The following is a 22,338-nucleotide window of genomic DNA, read 5'->3' as shown; positions in this document are numbered from 1 at the left end:
GCCAAGCCGCACCCGGCTTTCCGAAAGCCACAATTCATAGGCGGCTTGGCGGACGGCTGATGGCGGTTGCTGAGTTGACGGAGATTGGGAATGTTGCTGGGAGTTCTTATGGTGAGCATGCGAACTGGAAGGGCTATCTTCACTCCCTCCTGCTACAGGAATTCGTCAGCCAAGACGCACAGAACACAAATCACCGTCAGCGGGGTTGCAGCTTGGACGCGGGTTGTGCTGTCGCATGGCCCTAGCAGCTGCAACCCCGCTGACAACCCAGGGATTCCAAAGGGGGCCCGCCCCTTTGGTCCCCCTGAAAGGGTCCGCCTGAAGGGCCCGCCGGAGGCACACTCTAATCGCGTGCTTCGTGGAGGATTTCGTGCGGGATGGATTCGTGCAGGGAGTCGAGGAATTCGCGGAATTCCCTTTCCTGTTGCGGAGAGTAGCGCAGTTGCAGCACGCCTTTGTACTTGTCGGCGACGGTGAAAATGCCGAGATTGTCGCAGGCTTCGAGCAGAAACCTGAAGCGGCCGATCTGCGAGGGGTCTATGCGGACGTAGATACGCGCCGAGCGCTCGGGTGGTGCCGGGCAACGACGTTTGCGGGGTTTGTGGCGTTTTTTCATGTTATCTGACGGCCACCCAGCTGGCGGCGAGGGATACGAGGATGACGCCGCCGGCGAGTGCGGCGCACTGTTCCGGGGGCAGGAAGCTCACTTCTATGAAGAACGGCGGGACGTTCAAGGCGTCCTTGAGGGTATTCTGGGCCAGAAAAAGCAGACCGAGCCCCGCGCCGCTGCCGACGAGGCCCTGCATGAATCCGCCGGTGAGCAGCGGCCAGCGGATGTACCATGGTCGCGCCCCCACGAGTGAGAGGATTTCCACCTCGTCGCGTCGGGTCATGAGGGAGAGCTTGATGGTATTGCCCACGACGAGGGCGGCCACGAGGGCGAGAAAGCCGACCACGGGCCATGCCACGGTGCGGGTCAGGGCCACCCAGCTCTGGGCGAGGTCCATCTGCGTCGGGGCGTAGTGCACCTTTTCCACACCGGGCAGGGATTTCAGCTCCGTGAGCAGCTCGGCGGCCCAGCCTTTTTCCTGCTTGTCCGGCGGAACCTCAAAGGCGGCCAGAGCGGAATACGGCAGCGGATTCTGATCCCGCAGCCACGAAAAATCGCCGGACTCCCCGAGGGTTTCGGCCAGCTCCACCAACGCATCGCCGGGGGTGAAGGTCTTGAATTCCTTGAGGGCCTGCATGTCCCGGATGGTCTTCCACTCGCTGCGGACCGTGTCCTGCTTGGCACCTTCTGCCCAGTAGAGCTGAAACTCAACCTGTCCGCGGGTCTTGAGCAGCTGCAGATTCACGTTGTGCAGGGTCAGCAGCACGAATCCGGCCAGAAAGGCCACCATGGCTACTGCGGTGAGCGTGAGCAGGTGGGCAAAGGGGTGGACGATGAAGTCGCCCAGTCCACGACCTGTAAGCCTGAGGATACGGCCTAACATGCCTTCTTCTCCGCTTCGGCGGCTTCGGTGGCAGCGGCCTCTTCGGGTTCGAGTATGCGGCCGTTTTCCAGATGCAGCTTGCGTGCGCCGGGAACGCAGTCGAGCACTTCGCGGCTGTGGGTGGCCATGATCACCGAGGTTCCGTAGTTATGGAACTGCTTGAAGATATCCATGAGGTGCATGGTCAGGTCGAAGTCGAGGTTGCCGGTAGGCTCGTCTGCGAGGATCAGCTCGGGCCCTGCCACCATGCTGCGGGCGATGGCCACGCGCTGCTGTTCGCCGCCGGAGAGGGCCTGACAGGGGGTATAGCTCTTGGCCTCCAACCCCATGGCCCGGACGATGGCCCGCACGCGGCGTTCCAGATGCTGCCGGGCCATGCCGCGCACCTCAAGGGACATAGCGACATTATCGAACACGCTGCGTTCGGGCAGCACCTTGAAATCCTGAAAGACCACGCCCACGCGCCGCCGCAGCAGGGGAAGCTTGCGGCGTCCCAGGCGGTTCATGTCGAAGCCGCAGACCGTGGCCCGTCCACGCTTGAGGGGGATCGCCCCGTACAGCAGCTTGAGCAGCGTGGACTTGCCCGCACCGGAATGACCGGTGAGGAACAGGAACTCGCCCTTTTCAAGCTTGAAGGAGACGTCCTTGAGCGCCCACTGGGAACCGAAGGTGTGTGAAACGCGCGTGAGTTCGACCATGCGTTCCCTTGTAGCCTCGAAGCCCCGGTTTGTAAAATGCCGTGCACGGCAGCATGGCGACGATCTCGCGGCTCTTCTTTGACGCACCTTGCATATTCGGTATATGAAGGTCGCAAATGGAGGAATAATGCTCAAACGGCTACTCCCCGCCCTTGTCGCGATCCTGCTGGCGCTTCCGGCCCATGCCGGTTCCGTGCGCGTGGCGGTGGAGGACCTCCCGCCTTATTCCACGTGGAACGGTAACCGCCCCGAAGGTCCCTTCGTGGTTCTGGGATGGAAGCTGACCAGCTTTCTCGGCGTCTCGCCGGACTTCATCGGCTGCGACCGCGACGAATGTCTGAAGCTGCTGGAAACGGGGCAGGCCGACATCCTCTTCGGTATACGCCCGCGGCCCGAGCTAGAATCTTTCCTTTGGTTCCCCGAACAACCCGTGGCACCTGCGCGCGAGACCGCCTTTTGGACGCGACGCGGCTCCGGCACCCGTCTGGAGCGGCACTCGGACCTTTACGGCAAGACCGTGGGCGTGATGCGCGGTCTGGGGCTCGCGCCGAAATTTGCCGATGATCCCCGGATCGAGCGATTTCCGCAGGGCGACATGATCCGACTCTTCAAACTGCTGGTGGCCGGGAACATAGATGTGGTGGCACTGGACGCCGTGCGCGGGAATGCGGCGCTGGAACGCACTGGCTTTGGCCAGTGGGTGGAGCGCGCCCCTTACTTCATTCAGGACACCGTGCCGGAGCATCTGGCGGTTTCCGAGCGCTCCCGGCTCTCCACGGAACGGGATTACGTGGAACAGGCGCTTGAGAAGGCGCTTGGTACGCAAGAAAACCACGAGGCCGGAAATGTCGAACGGCGCCCTTGAGAACGCGGCCCGGACCATCCGCAATGCGCGCTGCTGCTTCGCCTTCACCGGGGCGGGCATCTCGGTGGAGTCCGGCATTCCGCCGTTTCGCGGGCATCAGGGCATTTGGTCGAAGTATGACCCTGCCAAATTCGAGATGAACTATTTCCGCAGGCACCCCAAGGAATCATGGGAACTGCTGATCGAGATTTTCTATTCCCGGCAGGTGGCCTGCCGCCCCAACAAGGCGCATATGGCGCTGGCGGAACTGGAAGCTGCCGGACGTCTCGTTGCGGTGGTAACCCAAAACATCGACGGGCTGCACCAACAGGCTGGAAACACCAACGTGCTGGAATATCACGGTTCCACCTCGCGGATGCAGTGCATGAAGTGCCGCCGCAAGTTCCCGACGCCGATCGTGAGGCTCGACACCCTGCCGCCGAAATGCCCGGACTGCGGGGGCGTGCTCAAGCCGGACATCGTCTTCTTTTCCGAGGGCGTGCCAGACGACGTGCATCGTGATGCCACAACGCTGGCGCGGCAGGCGGACGCGGTCATCGTGGTGGGCACCACGGGCGAAATCCAGCCTGCCGGACGCATCCCGTGGATCGCGCACCATAACGGGGCCACGGTCATCGAGATCAACACGCGGGAGTCGGCCTACACCTACCGGGCCACGGACATTTACCTGGAAGGCAGGGCCGGGCGGATGCTGCCCATGCTGGCCGAAGCGGTCCTGCAAACGGGCTGATGCGATTTTTCACGGACGGGACGCAACGGGAACGGTCGGACGGGACCGGTTCAAGGATGCCTGACGCGGCAGCGACGATACCACCTGATACCGGAGACACCTCATGAGCTGGAAGGAAGCCACCCGATTCCTCGGAGACCTGCAGTGCAACGACAGACTCGCCGACACCGTGCTCGGACAGCGTGACGCAGAGGACATGGCCCGCGTCGCCCGCGAGCTGGGATACAAGTTCAACCCCAAGAGCCTTGCCGAAACCCTGACAGCAACCGTGCCGCAAGGTCGGCTGGATGATTTCTATCTGGAATCCGTTCCGGGCGGCGGCTATTTCAAGCGGCTATTCGTCTTGATGAAACGCTCCGGCTGGGTCTAGCCGTTCACTCCGGCAGGGGGCATCCCTGCCACATCGGCATCCGTGGCCGACTCCGCGCCCTCGGCGTCCGCTTCGTGCGATGCTTTGAGGGTTTCAAGCCGTGCGCCCTTTTCACGGTCGGGATGAATCACCACCACGCGGTCCACGGCGTTGCTGAACAGGTCCATGGGATGATGGCTGATGATCAGTACCTGCAGGTCAAGCCGGTGGGCGATGGCCGAGATGAGCTTCATGAACTTGGGCACGAGGGTCGGCCGCAGCCAGCAGTCCTGCTCGTCGAGCACCAGAAACGGCCGGTGTCGGTCCTCGGGCAGCTGCGACAGGGCGATGAGGCGCAGCCCCACTGACAGGATGTTGCAGACCGAGCCGCCCTGCCCCTTGAGGATATCCTCCACCTCGTCGCCACCGCCTGCGTTGTGTATGCGAAAGGACACGTTCAGGCGACCGTTCTTGACTTCGCGCAGCGTGGAGACCTCCCGGTCCTGCCCGAGAATCTCGCGGATGGCGTGGGTCAGGTTGGCCTCGATCTCATCCAGGGCCTTGCCGAACAGGGCCGACGACAGGTCCTCCAGACGGGTCGCCGCGCGGGGGGCCAGCTCCAGAAACTCCTGCGCACGCGCCAGCTGTTCGCGCTCCCGTCGGTGCTCGTCCACGCGGGTCTCGCCAAGTGCGGAGAGCCGTTGCAGACGGCTTTCGAGATTCCTGAGTTCCGTGGCGTCCGTCATTTAGCCCTCTCCGCCGCCGAAGCGCTGCTCCACTTCCTCAAGTCCTTTGCGGATACCGTCAACATGCTTGCGGTATTCGGCGACAACACGCTCGTTTTCCTTGCGTTTTTCATCAAGGATGCGTTGCAGTTCCTCAGGGTCGGCGGTGCCGAATTCCTCGGTTGCCCGCTTTTCCAGATCTTTGAGTCGCTCCGTGAGGGAGCTGATCTTTTCCTCGGTACGGATCTTCTTGGTCTCCAGCGCCTTGTGCTGTTCGCGAAGCTCCGCCAGTTCCTGTTCCAGCGCCTGATCGCGCCGGGCCTTGTCGTCAGCCGTCATGATTTACCACCTCGTCGTACAGTTCCCAGATGAGCCGCGCCTCCGCGCTCTCGTCGAGATTGTCGTTCAGAAAATCCTTGAGCCCCACACCTTCGTGCGTACGCCGCCACGCCAGCCGCTCCAGTCCGCGGATGAAGTCGGAACCGCCGGCCTCTTCGTGCTCCTCGGGCGGCAGTTCCTGATCCGGAAAGACCTCGTCGAACGGCAGGTGCGGTATCACCCAGCTTCCCAGCTCGGTGACTCCCGGCTTCCAGATCGAGGCCACGGGTTTGCGTTCGCGGGAGTTGCGGTTGAAGATCAGCCGCACGATGTTGCCGGGGTTGGCCCACGTGGTGCCACCCTTGGTCACGCTTGGTTGCGGCCGGTGTATGTGGCCGTTTACCAGCCAGTCCACGCCGGGAATCTCGCGGATGGCGTTGGCTTTGTCCTCGAAGTCCGGAAAACGGATGTTGTGGTGCGTGAGCCAGAGCACGCTTTCCGGGCAGCCTTCGGGCCGGTCGAAACGTCTCGGAATGGCCGTTCCGTCTGGGCTTGCACAGACGAGCGCCTCGCCGTCAGGGGTTTGCAGAACCAGTTGCGGTCCCTTGTGCTTCATGAGCCGGACCACCCCGGCCTGCTCCAGTACGGCAAGGGACACGTCATCCGTGAAGCGCGACTGGTACTTGTCGTGATTGCCGATCAACACCCACGGCATGTGCTCGCCCGCGCGCCGACCGAACATGCGGATGAGTTCCACGAGCATCCTGTTGGAGTTGTCGCGCGGCAGATGAAACAGATCGCCCAGAAAGACCGGCAACAGTCCGCGCCGCTCGGCTTCATGGAGACAGGCCTCCACCTTTGCCAACACCTGCTCCAGATACCCGTCGAGCCGCTGCCCGGGCGGATTGTCCGCCAGATGCGCGTCGCCGATGAGCAGCAGCCCGTCAGCCTCAATGCGTGACAGGCCGGAAATATCAGTATCCATGCGCGTCCTCCGCGGCTCGGGATTCGTGGGCGTGTTCGCCGCCGAGGAACTCCCCGGACTCCAACTCGCCGCCGCAGGTGGGACAGCGACCGATGGCCTCCAGCCGTTCGCGCAGGTAGGTCGCGTGCCCCATCAGATCGCGGCGCGTCGCCTCAAGGGCCTTTTCTTCGCGCTCCATGCCCTTGCGGACCTCGCCCAACTCCGTCAACAGTCCGGCAAGCGCGCTTTCGTCCTCAGGTTGCGGCGGTTCGCGCAGTGCCGAAGCGGTTGTGGCATATTCGTTGAGGATCTGCATTTGGCTGGAATAGCTTGTCAATTCCTCAGCCATCTTGCTCAGTGCGGAAAGCTCCTCAACCTGCGGCGGGAGCGCAAGGTCGGCAAGCGCGCTGCTCGTGGTGCGTGCCGCCTCCAATTCGGCTCCGGTGCGGATCAGCTCGTCCATGACCGCCCTGATTCCTGCGGTATCGGTCGGAGTCGGTGGTTCGGCCAAGGGGTCCAGTGTTTCGGCATACGCGGCGGCGAATGCGCTCCTGTGGCGCAGGTCGAGCTGTTCGTCGATGAGCGAACGCAGCGGATGCAGCGGCTCCAACGCGGCGGGTTCACCGAGCTGCTCAAACAGGCCGCGCTCGCGGTTGGCGCGGTCCAGTTCCCGCTTCAACGTGTCGCGCTCCGCAATCAACCGCTCAAGCGCCGGAATCTCCCGGCTCAGGGCCTGTGAACGCTGCTCCAGCTCCCCGGCGGTTTCCATCATGAGGTGAATGTCGGGCAGCGGGGCCAGCGCGTCCAGTTCGGCTTCGATGTCCCGCAGCCGCGCCTCCCGTCCTGCGCTTTCGCGCCGGGCCTCCAGTGTGCGGCGCTTGAGCGCGCCCTGCATGGAAAGCAGGTGCGCCCCTTCCGAAGACGAGGCCAGAAAGTCGGCCACGGCCCTGTCCGGCCGGTTAAGCAGAAAGACCGGTTCGCGCTGGTCGCCGATGTGCACGTCCACGGGATTTCCGTCATCCAGGTCAACCCGGTTCATGCGCAGCAGACTGCGGACTTCCTCGGGTACGCCGCCGCGTCCCAGCTTCCAGAAACTTTCGGGCTCTTCGCTGCCGGGGGCGAGAATTTCGTATCCGGCTGAGGCTTTCTTGCGAATCCATGTGACGCGGTGCCCGTCCGAGAGCACCACCGTGACCCGGGCCTCCTTGGCACCGTGCCGGATGTAGTGGCTCGGGGTCGGGTTCTCCGCAACGCAGCGAAGCGCCTCCACCAGCGCGGACTTGCCCGTGTTGTTGGGACCGGTCAGCGCGGTGACGCCGGGGCCGAGCTCCAGCTCGGTCCGCTCGTGGGCCATGAAGTTTTCGACGATGATGCGTTCTATCATGTTGCTTTGCTAAGGATATCGGGGCGACAGGCGCAATTCCAGCGCGTAGGCATACAGCCCCTTCTCCCGCATGCGCTCGTTGTTCTCGCGCCAGCGTTGCTCCAGCGCTTCGGGCAGACCATGATCCTCGCAGGGGAACCGGTTGCACTCATGGCAGAACTGCACGCCGTGCTCATGCACGCAGTCCTTGATGCCGCAATCCGTGAAAAGGCAGGCCTCGCCGCCCTTGCGACAGCCGGAACAGGTGCCCTCGGCTAGGAAGTTCAGCACGGATGCGAACTCGTCATACCCTTCAAAGACCGGGTTCATTCCCGCGAACCGGTCGGCATACTGGGCAAAGTTCGGCCCCATGGCCTCCTGAAGCGCCTTGGCGTGTCTGTGGATCTCACTGCCCTTGAAGGCCATGCACTTGCCGCAGTTCAACCCGCACGGTGCTGTCTGCTCAATGACCGTGGCCATGGGCCCCATGCCCGCATCGGCAAGCACCTCAAGTGCGGTGGATGCGGCGAAATCACAGTAATCGCGACACACTCGGCCGATGTTTTCCTCCTGAAAACGGCGGTGGCCCTGCGGGGTGATGAAGTCGCAACCGGTCAGCTCGCGGCAGTTGGTGCTCTGAAATTTGGTGCGGAACCGCTTGAGAAACTCCTGAACCAGCGAGTAGGGTACGTCCATGCTCTGCTCGGGAGCCGGTTCGGTTCGGCCTCCGTAAAGGCCCATCCCCATGATGGCGCCGCTGACCGCGCCGCACAGCCCGTTGGTGCGCGACATGCCGGAGCAGAATCCGCTCGCCACGCGTTCCATGCCGGGTTCATACCGCCCGCCAACCTCGGCCAGCGCGCGCAGAACGCTTTCCGCGCAATACCAGCCGCTATTGAAGGATTCTCTCGCACGCTTCCCGGTCCAGTCCATCATGAACAATCCCCCTTGGCGTTGCAGGCGAGAAACGGACAAAATTCCAGCGCGTTGCGCGTCATGCACCCGTCCTCGCCGTAGAGTATGAGCGGTGGCGTCACAGAGACCCCCTCGCCACCGTTCTTCACAGCCTCCACCAACACGATACCGGCTTCGGCCCGGAGCGTGCCGTGTACCATGATCAACCGCTTGGGCGCCAGCTTCCGACGGTCCATTTCGCGAAAAAGTGCGGGAAGACGCTCCGGCAGGAAGACCGTGAACAGCCGTCCTCTCGACTTGAGCTGCAAGGCGGCACAGCGCACGAAATCCGCCAGCGAGCCGCCCGTTTCAAAACGCGCCGCGCTGCGCGACTCGCCCCTGCTGACGCGCCCCCGACCGGCCTCGCGAAACGGCGGATTCATGAGCGCGAAGTCGGCCTGCTGCTCCAACTCACGATATGTGCAGACATCCGCCTGCACCGGCAGGAGCGACTCTGCGAGATCGAGCCGCTTCGCGTTGTTGCGCGCACAGGCCGCGGCATCGGCATCGGCCTCCACTCCGTGGATCGTCAGGTCGGCTTCCGGATTGGCCAGCAGCGCGGCGATGCTCACGGCTCCGGCCCCGCAGCCGATATCCACCCCGGTCCAGCCGCGTTTCATGCGGGCGAAACAGCCGAGCAACAGGGAGTCGAGTGAAAAGCGGTAGCCGCCCTCCGGTTGCTCCAGCCCCCTTGGAAAATACGCCCGGGCCTCATCCGGATTCATGGTCGCCCCCTGCCGAGACGACGACGGGCCGAGCGATACACGTCCGCGAACATGCGGGCCTCGCCCATGTTGGTGACATGCGCCCCCAGAAAATACACGCCCGCCCAGACCGGGATAAAAGCGAGACTCCACGCGCCGAACCGTCCTGTATACCACGCCCCGGCACCGATCAGGGTCGAGAGCAGCACGGCCTTGAGCATCACCGCCCCCTCCACCGGGGCCACGCTGACGCGGCGGCGCAGAAAAATGAACAGCAGCAGGGCGTTGACCAGCGAGGCCGCGCTGACCGCCACGGCAAGGCCCACATGCTTGAGCGGAACCATGAGCCACGCGCCGAGGCCGATGTTCACGAACAGGCACAACACCGCTATCTTCACCGGAGTCTTGGTGTCCTCAAGGGCGTAGAAGGCCGAGACAAGCGGCCGGGACAGGGCGATGAAGGGCAGCCCGGCGGAGTACGCGATGAGCGCCGAAGCGGTGGAACTCACGGCTTCCGGCCCGAATTTGCCATGACCGAAGAGGACGGAAATGACCGGTTCGGCAAGGGCCATCAGCCCGGCAGCGGCAGGGAGCGCAATGAACAGGGTCAGCCCGTTGGCGGATCGCAGCGCGCCGCCGAAGTCGTCCATTTCGCCCTTTGCGGCCAGCGCCGCCAGACTCGGGAGCGCGGCGGTGCTCACGGCAAGGCCGAAGACTCCGAGCGGGAACTGCACCAGCCGGTCCGCGTAATAAAGATAGGACACGCTGCCCGTGGGAAGGAACGACGCGAGCAGCGTCCCGAGCAGGATGTTGAGTTGATAGACCGCCGCGCCGAAGACCGTGGGCAGCATGAGCAGGCCCATGCGCCGCACGCCCGGATCGAACAGGGACCAGCGCCCGCGCCTGCGAAAGCCGATGCGCGAAAGCGCGCCCTGCTGCATGAGCAACTGGGCCGCGCCGCCAGCCAGCACGCCGTAAGCCATGCCGTAGGCCACGTTGTAGCCCGCATAATGACTTATGAGCGCGGCAATGATGAGCGCCACGTTGAGCACTGCCGGGGCCAGCGCCGGGGCCAGAAACCGCTGGTGCGAATTGAGGATGCCCATGCACAGGGCGACGCCGCAGATGAAGATGACGTAAGGAAAACAGATGCGTACCAGCGACACGGTGGTGGCGAACAGCTCGGAATCATCCGCGAACCCGGGGGCGATGGCGAGCGTGACCGGTCCGGCGGCCAGCTCCACCGCCACGGTGAGCGCGCCGAGGATAATGCCCAGCCAGATCATGGCTGACCGTGCCATCTGCTGCGCGGCCTCCTCCCCTTCTTCCTCGCGAACCCGCGAATAGACCGGTATGAAGGCCATGGTCAACGAGCCTTCGCCGAACAGCCGCCGCATGAGGTTGGGAATCCTGAAGGCCACGAAGAAGGCGTCCGCGAACATACCCGCCCCAAGGGCGAAGGCCACAATGAGATCCCTAACGAACCCCAATATCCGCGAGCCGAGGGTGGCGACCGCCACCACGGAGGCATTTCGTGCTATCTGTTGACCGTGTTTGGACACCTGCTACCCGCTTTTCATCCAGCTTGAGATAACTGACACTTTTCAGAAAGCAAAAATCAATACTTTCTATAGAGAAACTCTAATAGCTGTACTTGTTGTGTTTTCTTGCAATCTCACCGGCAAGCTTCAGAATCAACAGTTTTTCGCTGCAAGATAACTTTATGAAGTAATTTCGTAGCCTTGCTTCAACAGTAGCATTTCAGGCTTTTTCTGTTCATCACCCATAAATCGTATCTCTTCGTGCCACGCCATAGATGACAACTCGTGCCGCCACCACAAACCCCGTTGTTGAAGTCGATTGCGGTCCGGCTCAACGCCCGTTCTTCTGGCAGTCCGGGCAGTAGGTGGAAGTCCTGCCAGCCACGGTGGAGCAGGTCAGGCATCCGCCGCAACGCGGACAGGGCTGGCCCTTCTTGCCGTATACATTGAAGCTGTTCTGAAAGGCTCCGGCATCACCGTCCGCGTTCACATAGTCACGGATGGAGCTGCCGTTTTCGGCTATGGCCTGCGCGAGAACATCCTGAAGATGCCGGAAAAGTTCCACAAGTTTCGCCTCCGGGACATCGCAGGCGCGCACGGCAGGCCCTAGCCCGGCACGAAACAGCGACTCGTCCGCGTAGATGTTGCCGCACCCCGCCACCACGGTCTGATCCAGCAGCAACGCCTTGATGCGGGCCTTGCGCGAAGCAACGGCACGGGCCAGCGCATCCGCCGAGGATTCCAGGGGCTCCGGCCCGAGGGATGCGTAAAACGGCCACCGGTTCAGCTCATCGGGCGTCAGCGCCACGATATAGCCGAAGCGGCGCACATCCGCAAAGGTCAGCACCGAGCCGTCGTCGAGAGTCATGATGACGCGGTCGTGTTTGGCTCCGGGCCTTTCACAGCCGCATTCGTGCACCAGCCGACCGGTCATCTTCAGATGCACGCCAAGCAGAAGCGGGCCGACATCCGGGCTCTCCAGATCGGCCAGCAGCAGCTTGGCGCGCCGACGCACGCCCAGCACGCGCGCTCCGAGCATCCGGCGGCGAAACTCGTCCTCCGGCTGACGCAGCGACGTGGGCCACGGCACCTCGACGCGCTCCACCGTCCGACCGGGCAGGGAGCGGTTCAGGCCACGGGCGATGACTTCCACTTCGGGCAGTTCGGGCATGAACGTTGACTACCTTAAATCCGCAGCGGGGAAAAGGCGGGGAATCCGGCTAGAACACATCCGCAAGGGCCTGCTCGGACGCCTCCGGCGACACCGTGACCCAGTAGATCAGATCGCCACGGAAAAACACGAGGTGCCGCTTGCCCATGCCGGTGAATGGATAGATGGGCACGCCCTCGAATTCGAAACGTTTCATATAGGAAAACGGTGACTTGGGGTTCTCGAACATCAGGTGCACCATCTTGCCGGTCTGACGACGGGCCTCCCTTCCGTCCTTCGCGCGGGAAATCCAGAGTTCCGCCGCTCCGTCCGCGTAACGCGCAACGGCCACGGCTTCGGCCTCGATGCTCTTGCCGTGCAGCCGGTTCATTTCCTCGGCCGCATCGGACCCGCTCTTGTAGTCCGAAAGCTCCATTCCGGCCATGGTCTGCGGGAAGTACTGACGCATCTCGTCCTTGCAGGCCACCAGCGTCAGCATGGCCAGCACGATGAAAAGGATTCTGCGGATCATTTATTCTGCTCCTTGGAGTTGCGGCTGCCGAGCGGTCCGAAGTCATGGGTATATTCCTCGCCGCCCAGACGGGTGGTGAATATGAGGCTCGCGTCGTTGTCATGGGCCTTCTTGCCCGCGCGGTGGATGTCGAACAGTTCCTTGACCGGGATCCCCTGCGCCTCGACGATGACCATGTTGGGCCGCAGGCCGGCACGATAGGCGCGGGAATCGCGCTTCACGGACTCCACGTAGACCCCTCTGGCCCCCCGGACCAACTTCGCGCCGAGGCGGCTTTCATAGGAACTGGGACAATAAAAGGAATAATCCGCGGCATCGGGATCGTACTCCCTGCCGCGCCACGGCATGACGGTCATGACCACGGCATCGGGGTCAAGCCTGCGGATGCGGTCCGGGATGCCCCAACCGTATTCCACATGCCCGCCGCCGGCCACCACGACCACGGGCCAGTCGTAGCGGGCGCGCAGCTTGACCGCCTGCTCGGCCATCATGGAGTCCCAGACGGACTGGATGTACAGAAACCGCTCCGCGCGTTCCTCGTCCGCCTCGTCGCCCCCTTCGTGCAGAGCCAGCACTTCCATGAGGGAATCGCGCTGCTCCTGCGGCGGCATGACGACTTCCTCCGGCATGTACGAGGCCTCAAGGGAGTCGAGCTTTTCCACACCCTCTTCGCTTACTTTGCGGACCACGTCAGGCGGGACGTTGATACCCGCCACCGGCAGACAGCGTTTCTCGGCCAGTTCGAAGTGACCGCGGAACAGCTCAAAAGGGTATCCCCAGCGCTTTTTCCAGTCCAGTTCCTCTTCGAGCGCCTCAACACGAACCTGCCCCTTGCCGAAATCGTCCAGCACCGGCTGCTTGTCCACGCCGATCATCTCAAGGCCAAGAGAGAGCGGCCGCCCGTTGCGGGAAAGACCTTGCAGAAGCGCCTGCTGCATCTTGTGGTCGCAGGCGTTGGTGTGCCCTTCGCCGATGACCACGTAATCCGCGCCTTCCAACCCTTCCACAACCGTCTGCAACGACAGGCGGCTGCCGTCCAGCGCAAGAAAATCGCCCTTCTGGGGCGCAAAGGTCACGTCCATCTCCGGCACCTCGGGCGACCGCGGCCCCACGGCGCACCCCGTGGCCGCAAACGCGGCCGCAGTCAGCATAATCACGGTTCTGATCACGCGTTTCATCGTATTACCATCCGTATTCATGCCGCATCATCGGGCGGCGTTTCAAAGTCGTGATACCAGATCGCCATGGGCAGCCCCACCTGATCCTCCGGGGGATTCTCCGGCAGGGAAAGAAGGGCGCCGCCGGAAGCCCTGGCGGTAAGCGCGAGCATGAGCGCGTCCACCACGTCGTCGCAGGCGAGTGTCTTGGCGGTATAGCGGGAGCAGGCGCCCTTGAGGAATTCCTCGGCCTCCGGCATCAGATCGTTCATGAGGGTCAGCCGTTCCAGAAAACCGAGCGGATGCTTCTTGTACCACGTCGCCGGAGCACCGGATGCAAAGCTGAAGGCCAACTCGGGGTGGGATTCCCGAATGGTTGCCCGGGCCGCTTCATCGCGTCGCAGCAGTCCGTCCAGTTCCCGGATGCGCGGCGTCAGCATCCACGACTGTTTGCTGAGCCCCTTACCGGTCTGATCACGGGTGATCGCGGCAGCTTCCTCATAGGCCCCGGCGTAGACCGCATCCCTGACCGGGCAGTTGAAGATGCTGGAGCGACGCTTGCCGAGCATGGAGCGAGCCACCCTGTCCGCCTCGCGGAAGGGCTGCTCTCTCCAAGGAAGTCCAACAGGCATGTCCACTAGCACGCACTGTGCATCGCGCAGTGCCTCCCAGCAATCTTCCATGGTGTTGTAGACGGTGCTTTCCGGATTGCCTTCGCCGTCAATGGTGACCGCAACCCATCCGGCCCTGCATCCGTCGATACCTGCGTATTTCATGTTGATCATCATAACCACCCATGCGCACGGCGCAAGAAAAACGCAAATTTTGCACAACCGTGCAGTCCCGGAAGCAAAAAGCCCCGTCCGCAACAGGGCGGACGGGGCGAAACAGGGTAATGGCTATTTCTCTCTAAGCGGTGACGCGATTCACGTTCACCGTTCCGTCGCGCTGCACCAGACGCGGATAGCGCACGGCCGGCTTGCCGAACATCAACACGTACCCGAGTTCGTGGTCCTCCGGGATTCCGAAGGATTTGTAGACGTCCGTCGCGAAGTGCAAAAAGGCCCACTTGGCAAAACCGCACCACAGCGTGCCCAGCCCGAGGGCGTTGGCCATGACCTCGAAGGTGGTCAGCCCGATGTGGGTATCGGCGTTGCCCGCCGGGGCGGTCTTGGGTGCCGAGGCGATGAGCATGTGCGGCGCTTCGCGGAAGATGATGTCCTTGCCGTTGTCCCGGCAATCCACGGCCATGGAGAAAAACTCCAGTCCTTCCGGGATGGTGCCCGCATCGCGGTGTCCGCGGATGGCCTCATAGGTCCTCTCAGCGATGGAGCCCATCACTTTCGGGTCGTCCACCAGCGTGTAGAGCACGCTCTGATGGTTCTTGCCCGTGGGCGCGTAGGACAGCACCTCCATGAGTCGTGAAAGGGTTTCCGGCTCCACGGCTTCGTTTTTGTAGCGGCGGATGCTGCGGCGCGACTTGATGAGCATCTCCACGTTATCCGGGTCCGGCTCATAGCCGTCGAGCGTTTCCGCGTCTTCGGGATCGAATCCGGTGAGCGACAATGCGCCGAACTTACAGACGGTCATGCAATGCTGACAGGCGAAACACTGGTCCTGCACCTCCTGCGGCATGAAAGGCACGCCTTCCTCAGGCATCCGGATGAAGTACATCGGACATTCCTGCACGCACTCACCGCATTTCGTACACTTTTCCTCGTCTATTCTGATATCCATTTGCGCTCCTTTGCTTGCGAAGATTTCCCTCTTCCTATCAAATGGTATTTTTCGCGCAAGTAGGCACGATTTTGTGAGGTAGTACCCTCAAGGAAACTTTGTTGTAATAAATGGCTTTTCGCTGCCGAAGCAGCCGAAAGGCATGAAAGACGGAATCAGGAGATCGGGAGCGGCTCAGAAGCGGATGGCCGCGAGCCTGTCGAGATGCAGCAGGCGGTCGTGCGGCAGCATGGGGCCGAGCTCGTCGAGAGACGGCAGCACGTGCAGGGTGTAGGGGGAGAGATTTACGGTTTGCTGGCCTGCGTAGTCCGTACACAGGACTTGGGCGGCCTCATGTCCGAGGCAGACGATGTCGCTGGCACCGAGGCGTTCGATGCCGGTCCAGAAGGCGGCCGGCTCGGGAACGATGTTCCCTCCCTTGGGCAACCCCACGGGCAGGAATCCGGAAGAGCCCTTGGGCCATCGCAGGTGGGCGATGATCTGTCGCAGCAGCTGTCCGCGCGTCGGGTCCGCCTGTCCGCACAGGTCGAATCCGAGCTGGAAATAGGTCCAGGCAACCTTGGGGGAGGCCGGAGACTTGGACAGCACGGCCTCCCATGCTTTGGAAAGCTCCACGCGCGCCGGGGCTTCACCGGCCCCACTCTGCTGCACGCCAGAAGAATCCGCGGCAGGGGAATCCCCTTTCCCGGAAGGAAGCAGGTACTCCAACCCGGCGGAATGCCACGGTCTCAGGTGCTCCGGTATGTTCAGCCTGTCGGCAGCAGATCCCATAAACGCCACGCCACTTCGGTTTTCGGCAACAGGGGCCAGGTTTCGCGCCGACCATCGGCACAGGCGACGAACATCTCATTCGTCCGGGTGCCGAAGCCGCTGCCTTCGCTGTCGATGCGATTGGCCGCGATGAGGTCGAGATGCTTGCTCTCCAGCTTGCGAAGGGCCTCGGAACGCGGGTCGCCGGTCTCGGCCGCAAAGCCGATGAGCCGCCTGTCGCCCTTGTCCTCGCCCATGGAGCGCAGGATGTCTGGGTTGGACTCGAAGCGCACCGTCAGTTCGCCCGCTCCGGACTTCTTGAACTTTTCGGTACCGTGCGGCACGGGCCGGAAGTCGGCAACCGCCGCCGTTGCCACGCCCACGTCCGTATCGGGCCACAGGTCCATGCAGGCCTGATGCATTTCGAGCGCCGAGGTGACGCGATGCACCGCGATCGACTCGGGAAATTCGATGTCCACCGGCCCACGCACCACATGGACGTCCGCGCCGCGAAGCCATGCGGCCACGGCCATGCACGCGCCCATGGTGCCGCTGGACGGGTTGGACCAGAAACGCACGGCGTCCCACTGTTCACGGGTGGGGCCGAGGGTCACCAGCACGCGGGTGCCCGCGAGGTCCTTTTCCGTGAGCATGCGCAGAATGTGCAGGTGGATGGTCTCCACATCGGGCATCTTGCCCTTGCCGGTGTCGCCGCAGGCCACGTTGCCGGAAACCGGCTCCATGCACTCCCAGCCGTCCTCGGCCAGCTGCGCCCAGTTGCGCTGCACCGCCGGAGAGGCCCACATGGCCGGATTCATGGCCGGGACCACCAGCTTGGGGCCGCGAAAAGCCATGGCCTGACAGGAGAGCATGGTGTCCGCGATGCCGCCCGCCACCTTGCCGATGATGTCCGCCGATGCCGGAACCAGCGCCAACGCGTCTGCCACCTGACCGGGTTCGAGGTGCGCAAAGGAGGTGTCGGGACCGGTGTCGAACATGCCCTGGTAGACCGGGGATGCACCCAGCGCCTCGAAGGAGAGCGGGGTCACGAACTTGGCGGCCGCGTCCGTCACGGTTGCGGAGACCGAACAGTCGCACTCCTGAAGCGAGCGCAACAGTTCAAGCGACTTGAAGGCCGCAATGCTCCCCGAAACACCGAGATGCACGCGGCGGCCCATGAACCCGCCGAAACGGTAGTGTTCGCGCATTATTCCTCTAAATCGGAAATGGAGGGGGCCGAGGACTGTGCTTCCTTGGCCTCCACCGCGATGATGGTCACCTTGGCGCTGCCGAAGGTGTCCTCGATCTGAATGATGCAGCTCTTGTTGAACTTCTCGAAGGACAGCACGGAGATCTTGCCCTTGACCGAGGCGATCTTTTCCCAGTTGTCCTTGGCCATGTTGTTCAGAAAGAAGCGGATGAGGTCCTGAACCACCACGCGGCCCTTGAACTTCATGATGCCCGCGCGGAACTTGCGGTTGTCGAGGGTGTAGGATTCCTCGTCGACGTACTCCAGCTCACGCGGGATCAGGATGTCCTGAAAGTCGTAATAGTAGTTGGTGTCCGTGTACTCGGACTGCGAGCCGGACTCGCCCGGTGCACCGCCGCTGCCCGTGGATTTGGGGGCGCAGCCCGCGAAAAGGCCCAGTGCGGCGACAACGATGAAAAGCTTGATGAAATGACGCATGACGCTCCCCGTCCTTAGGAGTTGAGGTCGGATTTAAGACGTTCGATTTTTTCCTGAAGATGTTTTTCCATGTCCCGGCGGTCCCGGCGCAGCCGCACCAGTTCGGATTCGAGGGTCTGGAGCTTGGCCTTGATGTCGGAAGTGTCCAGCGAAAGGCTCATGGCCGTTTCCTCAAGCTCGCGGTCCTTCTCTTCCAGACGCCGCCAGTTTTCAAGGACATCCTGCGGCACCGGCTCTGCCTGCGGCAGCTCCTTGAGCCGCTTCTGGCTCCGGGCCAGCATCACGAAGGCGGTCTTGAGCTTCTGCACGTCTTCCTGCTGGCGCTCGATGAGTCGCCGCTGGTCCGCCATGGTCTCCATGCAGTCCGCCACGCGCTCCATGATGTCCGAAAAGGACTGCGCCAGCTCGCCGGACTGTGCCGAAGGTGAAGGCACGCAGGGCGCCGGCTGAGACCCTTCCACCTCCACGGTCCGTGGCAACTCGCCCCTGAGGATCTCCTCGATCTCATGGGTGACCCGCCCTTCGGAATACAACTGGGAAATCCGGTTGAAGACCTGCACCGATTCCTCGGGATACTTGGTGACGCGACCGACCTTTGTCCCGCAAAGAAAATCCTTGAACAGCGAGGCGTAACGCCGCGCGGTTGGAGCGGGGATCCGAGTCATCCGGGATATCTCCGACACCGATAACAGATTCATCTGTTTCAAATACCACGATTGCGCGTAATTTCAAGGGATTGGGGCACACCAGGGGCCGATTTCCGCAACGGATTGGAATCATGGGAAAATACCTGTGCTTGCAAGGGATTGCAAACGGAAATAGTATCGCCTCCCCACTGGAAAAAACATCATGAGCAAAATACCCGCACAATACGATCTCAAGAACTATCACTTCGACCTGCCCGAGGACCGAATTGCGCAGCAGCCTGCCCAGCGCAGGGATGCGTCGAAGCTGATGGTGCTGGACAAGGACACCGGCCGCTGCACCGCGGCCGACTTCAAGGACCTGCCGGACTATCTGCCCGAAGGGGCGCTGCTGGTGGCCAACAACTCGCGCGTCATCCCGGCCCGCGTCTTCGGTACCAAGCCCACGGGCGGCAAGGTGGAATTCCTGCTGCTCACGCCGCTGCCGCGCATCATCAGCGCACAGGGCGCGTCAGGCTGGAAAAAGGCCCGGGTGCAGGGACTCCTGCGCGCCTCCAAGTCGCCCAAGCCGCGTGATCTCATCACCTTTTCCGAGGACTTCCGCCTCATTCCCAAGGAGCGCGGCGACTTCGGCAAATGGGTGGTGGAAATCGAATGGCGCGGCGATCTGGAAGCCGTTCTGGGTCGCATCGGCTGCCTGCCGCTGCCGCCGTACATCACGCGCCCGAGCGACGAGAACGACGCTGAACGCTACCAGACAGTCTACTGCCGCGACGACAAGGCCGGATCCATGGCCGCCCCCACGGCGGGCCTGCACTTCACTCCGGACGTACGCGAACGCATCAAAGATGCCGGGCACGAGTGGGCCGAGGTGACGCTCTACGTGGGCTACGGCACCTTCAGCCCGGTACGCGAGCGCGACATCCGCAACCACGTCATGCATTCGGAATACATCGAAGTGCCCGCCGAGACCGCCGAAGCCGTGCGCCGCGCCAAGGCCGAAGGCCGCCCGGTGCTGGCCGTGGGCACCACCAGCGCCCGCACGCTGGAAGGCATGTACCGCGAGGCCGGGGACATCACGGAGTTCAAGGGCGAGACCGACATCTTCATCACGCCCGGCTATGAATTCAACGTGGTGGACTGCATGTTGACCAATTTCCATTTGCCAGAATCCAGCCTCATTATTATGGTGTCTGCCCTAGCTGGAAGAGAACCCGTCATGGATGCCTACAAGGACGCACTGAAGCACGGATTTCGCTTCTTTTCATACGGTGACGCCATGCTCATTCGATGAGCTGATGTCGCACAACGCAGCGCAAGGAGTTCGCTATGTCCCGAATCGCGGTTCAGGAAGACAGGTGCAAGGGGTGCATGCTCTGCTCCACTGTCTGTCCTGTCCAGATCATCGTTCAATCCGACCGCTTCAACCAGAGCGGCTACAAAGTGGCCGAAGTACCTGAAGCGGATATGGAAAAGTGTACGGGCTGCACATCCTGCGCCCTCATCTGCCCGGATCTCGCCATCCGGGTCTACCGAACCCCGAAAAAGAAGAAGGGGGACGAGTAAATGAGCAAACCCGAAAGAATTTTCATCAAGGGGAACGAGGCCGTATCCCGCGGAGCACTGGCTGCCAAGTGCAAGTGCTTCTTCGGCTACCCCATCACCCCGCAGAACGAGATCCCCGAATTCATGAGTTCCGAGCTGCCCAAGGCGGGCGGCGAGTTCGTGCAGGCGGAATCCGAAGTGGCCGCGGCGAACATGCTGCTGGGTGCCGGAGCCTGCGGCGTCCGCGCCATGACCAGCTCCTCCAGCCCGGGCGTCTCCCTGAAGCAGGAAGCCATCTCCTATATGGCCGGCTCCGAGATCCCCGCCGTCATCGTGAACATGAACCGCGGCGGTCCGGGTCTCGGCGACATCGGTCCGGCGCAGGGCGACTACTACCAGTCCACCCGCGGCGGCGGACACGGCGACTACCGCCTGCTGGTGCTGGCACCCTCCACCGGACAGGAAGCCTACGACATGACCATCGAGGCCTTTGAACTGGCTTTCAAATACCGCAACCCGGTCATGGTCCTTGGCGACGCCATCCTCGGCCAGATGAAGGAACCCATCATTCCCTGGCTGCCGGAGAATGCTGTTGAGGAAGCAGGCGAGGACTGGCGTCTGGACGGGGCCAAGGGCCGCGAAAAGCGCCTGATCAAGTCCCTGTTCCTCGAAGAGGGCGCGCTTGCCGGGCAGAACATGAAGCTGCAGGACAAGTACGACGCCATGAAGGAAGAGGCCGAGGCCGAACTCTTCGACACCGAAGACGCCGAGCTCGTGGTCTGCGCCTACGGCTCCATCGGCCGCATCGCCAAAAGCGCGGTGCGCAAGATGCGCAAGGAAGGCAAGAAGGTCGGCCTGTTCCGGCCCAAGACCCTCTACCCCTTCCCGGAAGAGCCGCTGCTCGAAATGGCAAAGCAGGGCAAACGCTTCCTGACTGTCGAACACAACCTCGGCCAGATGGTGGACGACGTCCGCCTGGCCATCCGCACGGTTGCCGATTCGGACTTCTTCCCGATCTACCCCGGCAACCTGCCCACCCCGGACGATTTCGAGGAACCCATCCTCAAGAGCCTGGAGGGTAAATAACCATGTCCGAAATGAACGAAAAACTCGTTTTCGACCGCCCCGAATCGGTCATAGACAGGCCCACCCACTACTGCCCGGGCTGCCACCACGGCGTGGCGCACCGCATGGTGGGCGAACTGCTGGACGAACTCGGTCTGCGCGAGAACTCCATTCTCGTGTCCTCCATCGGCTGCTCCGTGTTCCTCTACAACTACCTTAACGTGGACGCCGTTGAAGCGCCGCACGGCCGCGCACCGGCCGTCGCCACCGGCGTGAAAGCCGCCCGCAAGGACAACTTCGTCTTCGCCTATCAGGGCGACGGCGACCTCGCGTCCATCGGCATGGCCGAGATTCTGCACGCCGCCAACCGCGGCGAGAAGATCAGCGTGGTCTTCGTGAACAACACCGTTTACGGCATGACCGGCGGCCAGATGGCCCCCACCACGCTCATCGGCCAGCGCACCACCACCTGTCCCTCCGGCCGCTGTCTGGAGCACGAGGGCGCACCCATCCGCATGACCGAGATCATCTCCTCGCTCGGCGGAACCGCCTTTGCCGCCCGCGGCTCGCTGGACAACGTGAAGAACATCCGCACCGCCAAGAAATACATGCGCAAGGCGTTCGAATGCCAGACGCAGGGCAAGGGCTTCGGCTTTGTGGAGCTGCTCTCCGCATGCCCCACGAACTGGAAGATGGATCCGATCAAATCCAATGAACGCATCCAGACCGAGATGATCCCCTACTTCCCGCTCGGAGTGTACAAGGACACCGACGAAGGAGGTGCCTGCTAATGTCCCGCTATCTCGACACCATCATCGCAGGCTTCGGCGGCCAGGGAGTCATGCTCATCGGCAACCTGCTGGCCTACGCGGGCATGCAGGACGGCCTGAACGTGACCTACATCCCGGTCTACGGCCCGGAAATGCGCGGCGGCACCGCCAACTGCACCGTGGTCCTGGCCGAAGAGGAAATCGGTTCCCCCATCATCCGCAGGCCCACCAGCCTGATCATCATGAACCGCCCCTCACTCGACAAGTTCCAGTCCCGCCTGCAGGACGACGGCATCTGCGTCGTCAACTCCTCGCTGGTGGACATGGAACTGGCCGACACCGACCGCCTGAACTGCCTCGCCGTCCCGGCCAACGACATCGCCGACAAGCTCGGCAACACCCGCATGGCCAACATGGTCGCCCTCGGCGCCTTCATTCAGGCCACGCAGGTCATGCCGCTGGACGTGGTGCAGGGCGCGCTGGAGAATGTCATCTCCGCGCACTACTCCCACCTGATCCCCAAAAACGCCGAAGCCCTTCAGGCCGGCGCGGATCACGTGAAATAGCCCCACCCGGCATACAGAAACGACAAAGCCC

General features: G+C 62.7%; 27 protein-coding genes. 8 read left to right on the top strand and 19 right to left on the bottom strand.

Annotated features, from left to right (window positions below; all coding sequences use genetic code 11):
- Positions 1-343 precede the first annotated feature (343 nt).
- From B149_RS0105670 to ftsE, 3 genes are read right to left on the bottom strand one after another with little or no spacing between them, the layout of a single operon-like run.
- Positions 344-616 carry a DUF4911 domain-containing protein gene (locus B149_RS0105670; protein WP_018124207.1) on the bottom strand — a complete coding sequence of 91 codons (273 nt, stop codon included), beginning with the start codon at positions 614-616 and terminating at the stop codon, positions 344-346.
- 1 nt (position 617) lies between these two features.
- Complete coding sequence (locus B149_RS0105665) at positions 618-1,493, bottom strand: cell division protein FtsX (protein WP_018124206.1); 876 nt, start codon at positions 1,491-1,493, stop codon at positions 618-620.
- Positions 1,487-2,191 carry a cell division ATP-binding protein FtsE gene (ftsE, locus tag B149_RS0105660; RefSeq protein ID WP_018124205.1) on the bottom strand — a complete coding sequence of 235 codons (705 nt, stop codon included), beginning with the start codon at positions 2,189-2,191 and terminating at the stop codon, positions 1,487-1,489. Before ftsE ends, B149_RS0105665 begins: the two co-directional genes overlap by 7 nt.
- Positions 2,192-2,318: 127 nt before the next feature.
- Between ftsE and B149_RS0105655 the strand changes: the two genes are divergently transcribed.
- The 3 genes from B149_RS0105655 (at position 2,319) to B149_RS0105645 (ending at position 4,156) form a co-directional block, all read left to right on the top strand.
- Positions 2,319-3,056, top strand: a complete 738-nt coding sequence (locus B149_RS0105655) for a substrate-binding periplasmic protein (RefSeq protein WP_018124204.1) — start codon at positions 2,319-2,321, stop codon at positions 3,054-3,056.
- The gene (locus tag B149_RS0105650) at positions 3,037-3,786 is read left to right on the top strand and encodes an SIR2 family NAD-dependent protein deacylase (protein WP_018124203.1); all 750 of its coding nucleotides are present in this window, start codon (positions 3,037-3,039) and stop codon (positions 3,784-3,786) included. The genes B149_RS0105655 and B149_RS0105650 overlap by 20 nt, the downstream gene beginning before the upstream one ends.
- Before the next feature lie 103 nt (positions 3,787-3,889).
- Positions 3,890-4,156, top strand: coding sequence for a Nif11-like leader peptide family natural product precursor (locus B149_RS0105645; protein ID WP_018124202.1), 267 nt, complete (start codon positions 3,890-3,892; stop codon positions 4,154-4,156).
- Here B149_RS0105645 and B149_RS0105640 read toward each other — a convergent pair.
- From B149_RS0105640 to B149_RS0105565, 16 genes are all read right to left on the bottom strand, one after another.
- Positions 4,153-4,881: a hypothetical protein gene (locus tag B149_RS0105640; protein ID WP_018124201.1), complete on the bottom strand. Its 729-nt coding sequence runs from the start codon at positions 4,879-4,881 to the stop codon at positions 4,153-4,155. The genes B149_RS0105645 and B149_RS0105640 overlap by 4 nt on opposite strands.
- Entirely contained in the window at positions 4,882-5,199 is a 318-nt protein-coding gene (locus B149_RS0105635) for a hypothetical protein (RefSeq protein ID WP_018124200.1), read from the bottom strand.
- Positions 5,189-6,163 (bottom strand): metallophosphoesterase, encoded by a 975-nt coding sequence (locus B149_RS0105630; RefSeq protein WP_018124199.1) that lies wholly within the window; start codon positions 6,161-6,163, stop codon positions 5,189-5,191. Before B149_RS0105630 ends, B149_RS0105635 begins: the two co-directional genes overlap by 11 nt.
- Positions 6,153-7,526, bottom strand: a complete 1,374-nt coding sequence (locus B149_RS0105625; protein WP_018124198.1) for an AAA family ATPase — start codon at positions 7,524-7,526, stop codon at positions 6,153-6,155. The genes B149_RS0105630 and B149_RS0105625 overlap by 11 nt, the downstream gene beginning before the upstream one ends.
- Positions 7,527-7,535: 9 nt before the next feature.
- Positions 7,536-8,441, bottom strand: a complete 906-nt coding sequence (locus B149_RS17825) for a C-GCAxxG-C-C family (seleno)protein (RefSeq protein WP_018124197.1) — start codon at positions 8,439-8,441, stop codon at positions 7,536-7,538.
- The gene (locus B149_RS0105615; protein ID WP_018124196.1) at positions 8,438-9,184 is read right to left on the bottom strand and encodes a tRNA1(Val) (adenine(37)-N6)-methyltransferase; all 747 of its coding nucleotides are present in this window, start codon (positions 9,182-9,184) and stop codon (positions 8,438-8,440) included. Before B149_RS0105615 ends, B149_RS17825 begins: the two co-directional genes overlap by 4 nt.
- Positions 9,181-10,725 carry a murein biosynthesis integral membrane protein MurJ gene (murJ, locus tag B149_RS0105610; protein ID WP_026167471.1) on the bottom strand — a complete coding sequence of 515 codons (1,545 nt, stop codon included), beginning with the start codon at positions 10,723-10,725 and terminating at the stop codon, positions 9,181-9,183. The genes B149_RS0105615 and murJ overlap by 4 nt, the downstream gene beginning before the upstream one ends.
- A gap of 310 nt (positions 10,726-11,035) precedes the next feature.
- A complete protein-coding gene (gene mutM / locus B149_RS0105605) occupies positions 11,036-11,875 on the bottom strand; it encodes a bifunctional DNA-formamidopyrimidine glycosylase/DNA-(apurinic or apyrimidinic site) lyase (RefSeq protein ID WP_018124194.1) in 840 nt (279 codons plus the stop codon).
- 49 nt (positions 11,876-11,924) lie between these two features.
- On the bottom strand, positions 11,925-12,386 hold the full coding sequence (locus tag B149_RS0105600) for a hypothetical protein (RefSeq protein WP_018124193.1): 462 nt from the start codon (positions 12,384-12,386) through the stop codon (positions 11,925-11,927).
- The gene (locus B149_RS0105595; protein ID WP_018124192.1) at positions 12,383-13,564 is read right to left on the bottom strand and encodes a ChaN family lipoprotein; all 1,182 of its coding nucleotides are present in this window, start codon (positions 13,562-13,564) and stop codon (positions 12,383-12,385) included. The genes B149_RS0105600 and B149_RS0105595 overlap by 4 nt, the downstream gene beginning before the upstream one ends.
- A 17-nt stretch (positions 13,565-13,581) precedes the next feature.
- Entirely contained in the window at positions 13,582-14,328 is a 747-nt protein-coding gene (locus tag B149_RS16540) for a DUF429 domain-containing protein (RefSeq protein ID WP_018124191.1), read from the bottom strand.
- Between the two features lie 124 nt (positions 14,329-14,452).
- Positions 14,453-15,280: a nitroreductase family protein gene (locus B149_RS0105585; protein WP_018124190.1), complete on the bottom strand. Its 828-nt coding sequence runs from the start codon at positions 15,278-15,280 to the stop codon at positions 14,453-14,455.
- Positions 15,281-15,454: 174 nt separating this feature from the next.
- Positions 15,455-16,051 carry a hypothetical protein gene (locus B149_RS0105580; protein ID WP_018124189.1) on the bottom strand — a complete coding sequence of 199 codons (597 nt, stop codon included), beginning with the start codon at positions 16,049-16,051 and terminating at the stop codon, positions 15,455-15,457.
- Positions 16,027-17,238: a bifunctional phosphopantothenoylcysteine decarboxylase/phosphopantothenate--cysteine ligase CoaBC gene (gene coaBC / locus B149_RS0105575; protein ID WP_018124188.1), complete on the bottom strand. Its 1,212-nt coding sequence runs from the start codon at positions 17,236-17,238 to the stop codon at positions 16,027-16,029. Before coaBC ends, B149_RS0105580 begins: the two co-directional genes overlap by 25 nt.
- Positions 17,238-17,717 (bottom strand): hypothetical protein, encoded by a 480-nt coding sequence (locus tag B149_RS0105570; protein WP_018124187.1) that lies wholly within the window; start codon positions 17,715-17,717, stop codon positions 17,238-17,240. The genes coaBC and B149_RS0105570 overlap by 1 nt, the downstream gene beginning before the upstream one ends.
- A gap of 14 nt (positions 17,718-17,731) precedes the next feature.
- Positions 17,732-18,382: a hypothetical protein gene (locus B149_RS0105565; protein WP_018124186.1), complete on the bottom strand. Its 651-nt coding sequence runs from the start codon at positions 18,380-18,382 to the stop codon at positions 17,732-17,734.
- Positions 18,383-18,566: 184 nt separating this feature from the next.
- On the opposite strand from B149_RS0105565, the gene queA reads away from it, so the two are divergent.
- From queA to B149_RS0105540, 5 genes are read left to right on the top strand one after another with little or no spacing between them, the layout of a single operon-like run.
- Complete coding sequence (queA, locus tag B149_RS0105560; RefSeq protein WP_018124185.1) at positions 18,567-19,655, top strand: tRNA preQ1(34) S-adenosylmethionine ribosyltransferase-isomerase QueA; 1,089 nt, start codon at positions 18,567-18,569, stop codon at positions 19,653-19,655.
- Between the two features lie 35 nt (positions 19,656-19,690).
- The gene (locus tag B149_RS0105555; RefSeq protein ID WP_018124184.1) at positions 19,691-19,927 is read left to right on the top strand and encodes a 4Fe-4S binding protein; all 237 of its coding nucleotides are present in this window, start codon (positions 19,691-19,693) and stop codon (positions 19,925-19,927) included.
- Positions 19,928-20,992 carry a 3-methyl-2-oxobutanoate dehydrogenase subunit VorB gene (locus tag B149_RS0105550; protein WP_018124183.1) on the top strand — a complete coding sequence of 355 codons (1,065 nt, stop codon included), beginning with the start codon at positions 19,928-19,930 and terminating at the stop codon, positions 20,990-20,992.
- A 2-nt stretch (positions 20,993-20,994) separates the two neighbouring features.
- Entirely contained in the window at positions 20,995-21,762 is a 768-nt protein-coding gene (locus B149_RS0105545; protein ID WP_018124182.1) for a thiamine pyrophosphate-dependent enzyme, read from the top strand.
- Positions 21,762-22,307, top strand: coding sequence for a 2-oxoacid:ferredoxin oxidoreductase subunit gamma family protein (locus B149_RS0105540; RefSeq protein WP_018124181.1), 546 nt, complete (start codon positions 21,762-21,764; stop codon positions 22,305-22,307). Before B149_RS0105545 ends, B149_RS0105540 begins: the two co-directional genes overlap by 1 nt.
- Positions 22,308-22,338 lie beyond the last annotated feature (31 nt).

It is taken from the genome of Desulfovibrio oxyclinae DSM 11498, assembly GCF_000375485.1.
In the GTDB taxonomy this organism is placed as follows: Bacteria; Desulfobacterota; Desulfovibrionia; order Desulfovibrionales; family Desulfovibrionaceae; genus Pseudodesulfovibrio; species Pseudodesulfovibrio oxyclinae.
This window is presented reverse-complemented; position numbering and strand designations above follow the sequence as displayed.

What these genes read in the sequence shown, in the direction of transcription:
- B149_RS16540 (WP_018124191.1), bottom strand. Translation starts at nt 14,328, where the DNA reads ATGATCAACATGAAATACGCAGGTATCGACGGATGCAGGGCCGGATGG.
- B149_RS0105635 (WP_018124200.1), bottom strand. Translation starts at nt 5,199, where the DNA reads ATGACGGCTGACGACAAGGCCCGGCGCGATCAGGCGCTGGAACAGGAA.
- B149_RS0105615 (WP_018124196.1), bottom strand. Translation starts at nt 9,184, where the DNA reads ATGAATCCGGATGAGGCCCGGGCGTATTTTCCAAGGGGGCTGGAGCAA.
- ftsE (WP_018124205.1), bottom strand. Translation starts at nt 2,191, where the DNA reads ATGGTCGAACTCACGCGCGTTTCACACACCTTCGGTTCCCAGTGGGCG.
- coaBC (WP_018124188.1), bottom strand. Translation starts at nt 17,238, where the DNA reads ATGCGCGAACACTACCGTTTCGGCGGGTTCATGGGCCGCCGCGTGCAT.
- B149_RS0105600 (WP_018124193.1), bottom strand. Translation starts at nt 12,386, where the DNA reads ATGATCCGCAGAATCCTTTTCATCGTGCTGGCCATGCTGACGCTGGTG.
- B149_RS0105545 (WP_018124182.1), top strand. Translation starts at nt 20,995, where the DNA reads ATGTCCGAAATGAACGAAAAACTCGTTTTCGACCGCCCCGAATCGGTC.
- B149_RS0105670 (WP_018124207.1), bottom strand. Translation starts at nt 616, where the DNA reads ATGAAAAAACGCCACAAACCCCGCAAACGTCGTTGCCCGGCACCACCC.
- B149_RS0105540 (WP_018124181.1), top strand. Translation starts at nt 21,762, where the DNA reads ATGTCCCGCTATCTCGACACCATCATCGCAGGCTTCGGCGGCCAGGGA.
- B149_RS0105585 (WP_018124190.1), bottom strand. Translation starts at nt 15,280, where the DNA reads ATGGATATCAGAATAGACGAGGAAAAGTGTACGAAATGCGGTGAGTGC.
- queA (WP_018124185.1), top strand. Translation starts at nt 18,567, where the DNA reads ATGAGCAAAATACCCGCACAATACGATCTCAAGAACTATCACTTCGAC.
- B149_RS17825 (WP_018124197.1), bottom strand. Translation starts at nt 8,441, where the DNA reads ATGATGGACTGGACCGGGAAGCGTGCGAGAGAATCCTTCAATAGCGGC.
- B149_RS0105565 (WP_018124186.1), bottom strand. Translation starts at nt 18,382, where the DNA reads ATGACTCGGATCCCCGCTCCAACCGCGCGGCGTTACGCCTCGCTGTTC.
- mutM (WP_018124194.1), bottom strand. Translation starts at nt 11,875, where the DNA reads ATGCCCGAACTGCCCGAAGTGGAAGTCATCGCCCGTGGCCTGAACCGC.
- B149_RS0105655 (WP_018124204.1), top strand. Translation starts at nt 2,319, where the DNA reads ATGCTCAAACGGCTACTCCCCGCCCTTGTCGCGATCCTGCTGGCGCTT.
- B149_RS0105595 (WP_018124192.1), bottom strand. Translation starts at nt 13,564, where the DNA reads ATGAAACGCGTGATCAGAACCGTGATTATGCTGACTGCGGCCGCGTTT.
- B149_RS0105580 (WP_018124189.1), bottom strand. Translation starts at nt 16,051, where the DNA reads ATGGGATCTGCTGCCGACAGGCTGAACATACCGGAGCACCTGAGACCG.
- B149_RS0105645 (WP_018124202.1), top strand. Translation starts at nt 3,890, where the DNA reads ATGAGCTGGAAGGAAGCCACCCGATTCCTCGGAGACCTGCAGTGCAAC.
- B149_RS0105570 (WP_018124187.1), bottom strand. Translation starts at nt 17,717, where the DNA reads ATGCGTCATTTCATCAAGCTTTTCATCGTTGTCGCCGCACTGGGCCTT.
- B149_RS0105665 (WP_018124206.1), bottom strand. Translation starts at nt 1,493, where the DNA reads ATGTTAGGCCGTATCCTCAGGCTTACAGGTCGTGGACTGGGCGACTTC.
- B149_RS0105630 (WP_018124199.1), bottom strand. Translation starts at nt 6,163, where the DNA reads ATGGATACTGATATTTCCGGCCTGTCACGCATTGAGGCTGACGGGCTG.
- B149_RS0105625 (WP_018124198.1), bottom strand. Translation starts at nt 7,526, where the DNA reads ATGATAGAACGCATCATCGTCGAAAACTTCATGGCCCACGAGCGGACC.
- B149_RS0105650 (WP_018124203.1), top strand. Translation starts at nt 3,037, where the DNA reads ATGTCGAACGGCGCCCTTGAGAACGCGGCCCGGACCATCCGCAATGCG.
- B149_RS0105550 (WP_018124183.1), top strand. Translation starts at nt 19,928, where the DNA reads ATGAGCAAACCCGAAAGAATTTTCATCAAGGGGAACGAGGCCGTATCC.
- B149_RS0105555 (WP_018124184.1), top strand. Translation starts at nt 19,691, where the DNA reads ATGTCCCGAATCGCGGTTCAGGAAGACAGGTGCAAGGGGTGCATGCTC.
- B149_RS0105640 (WP_018124201.1), bottom strand. Translation starts at nt 4,881, where the DNA reads ATGACGGACGCCACGGAACTCAGGAATCTCGAAAGCCGTCTGCAACGG.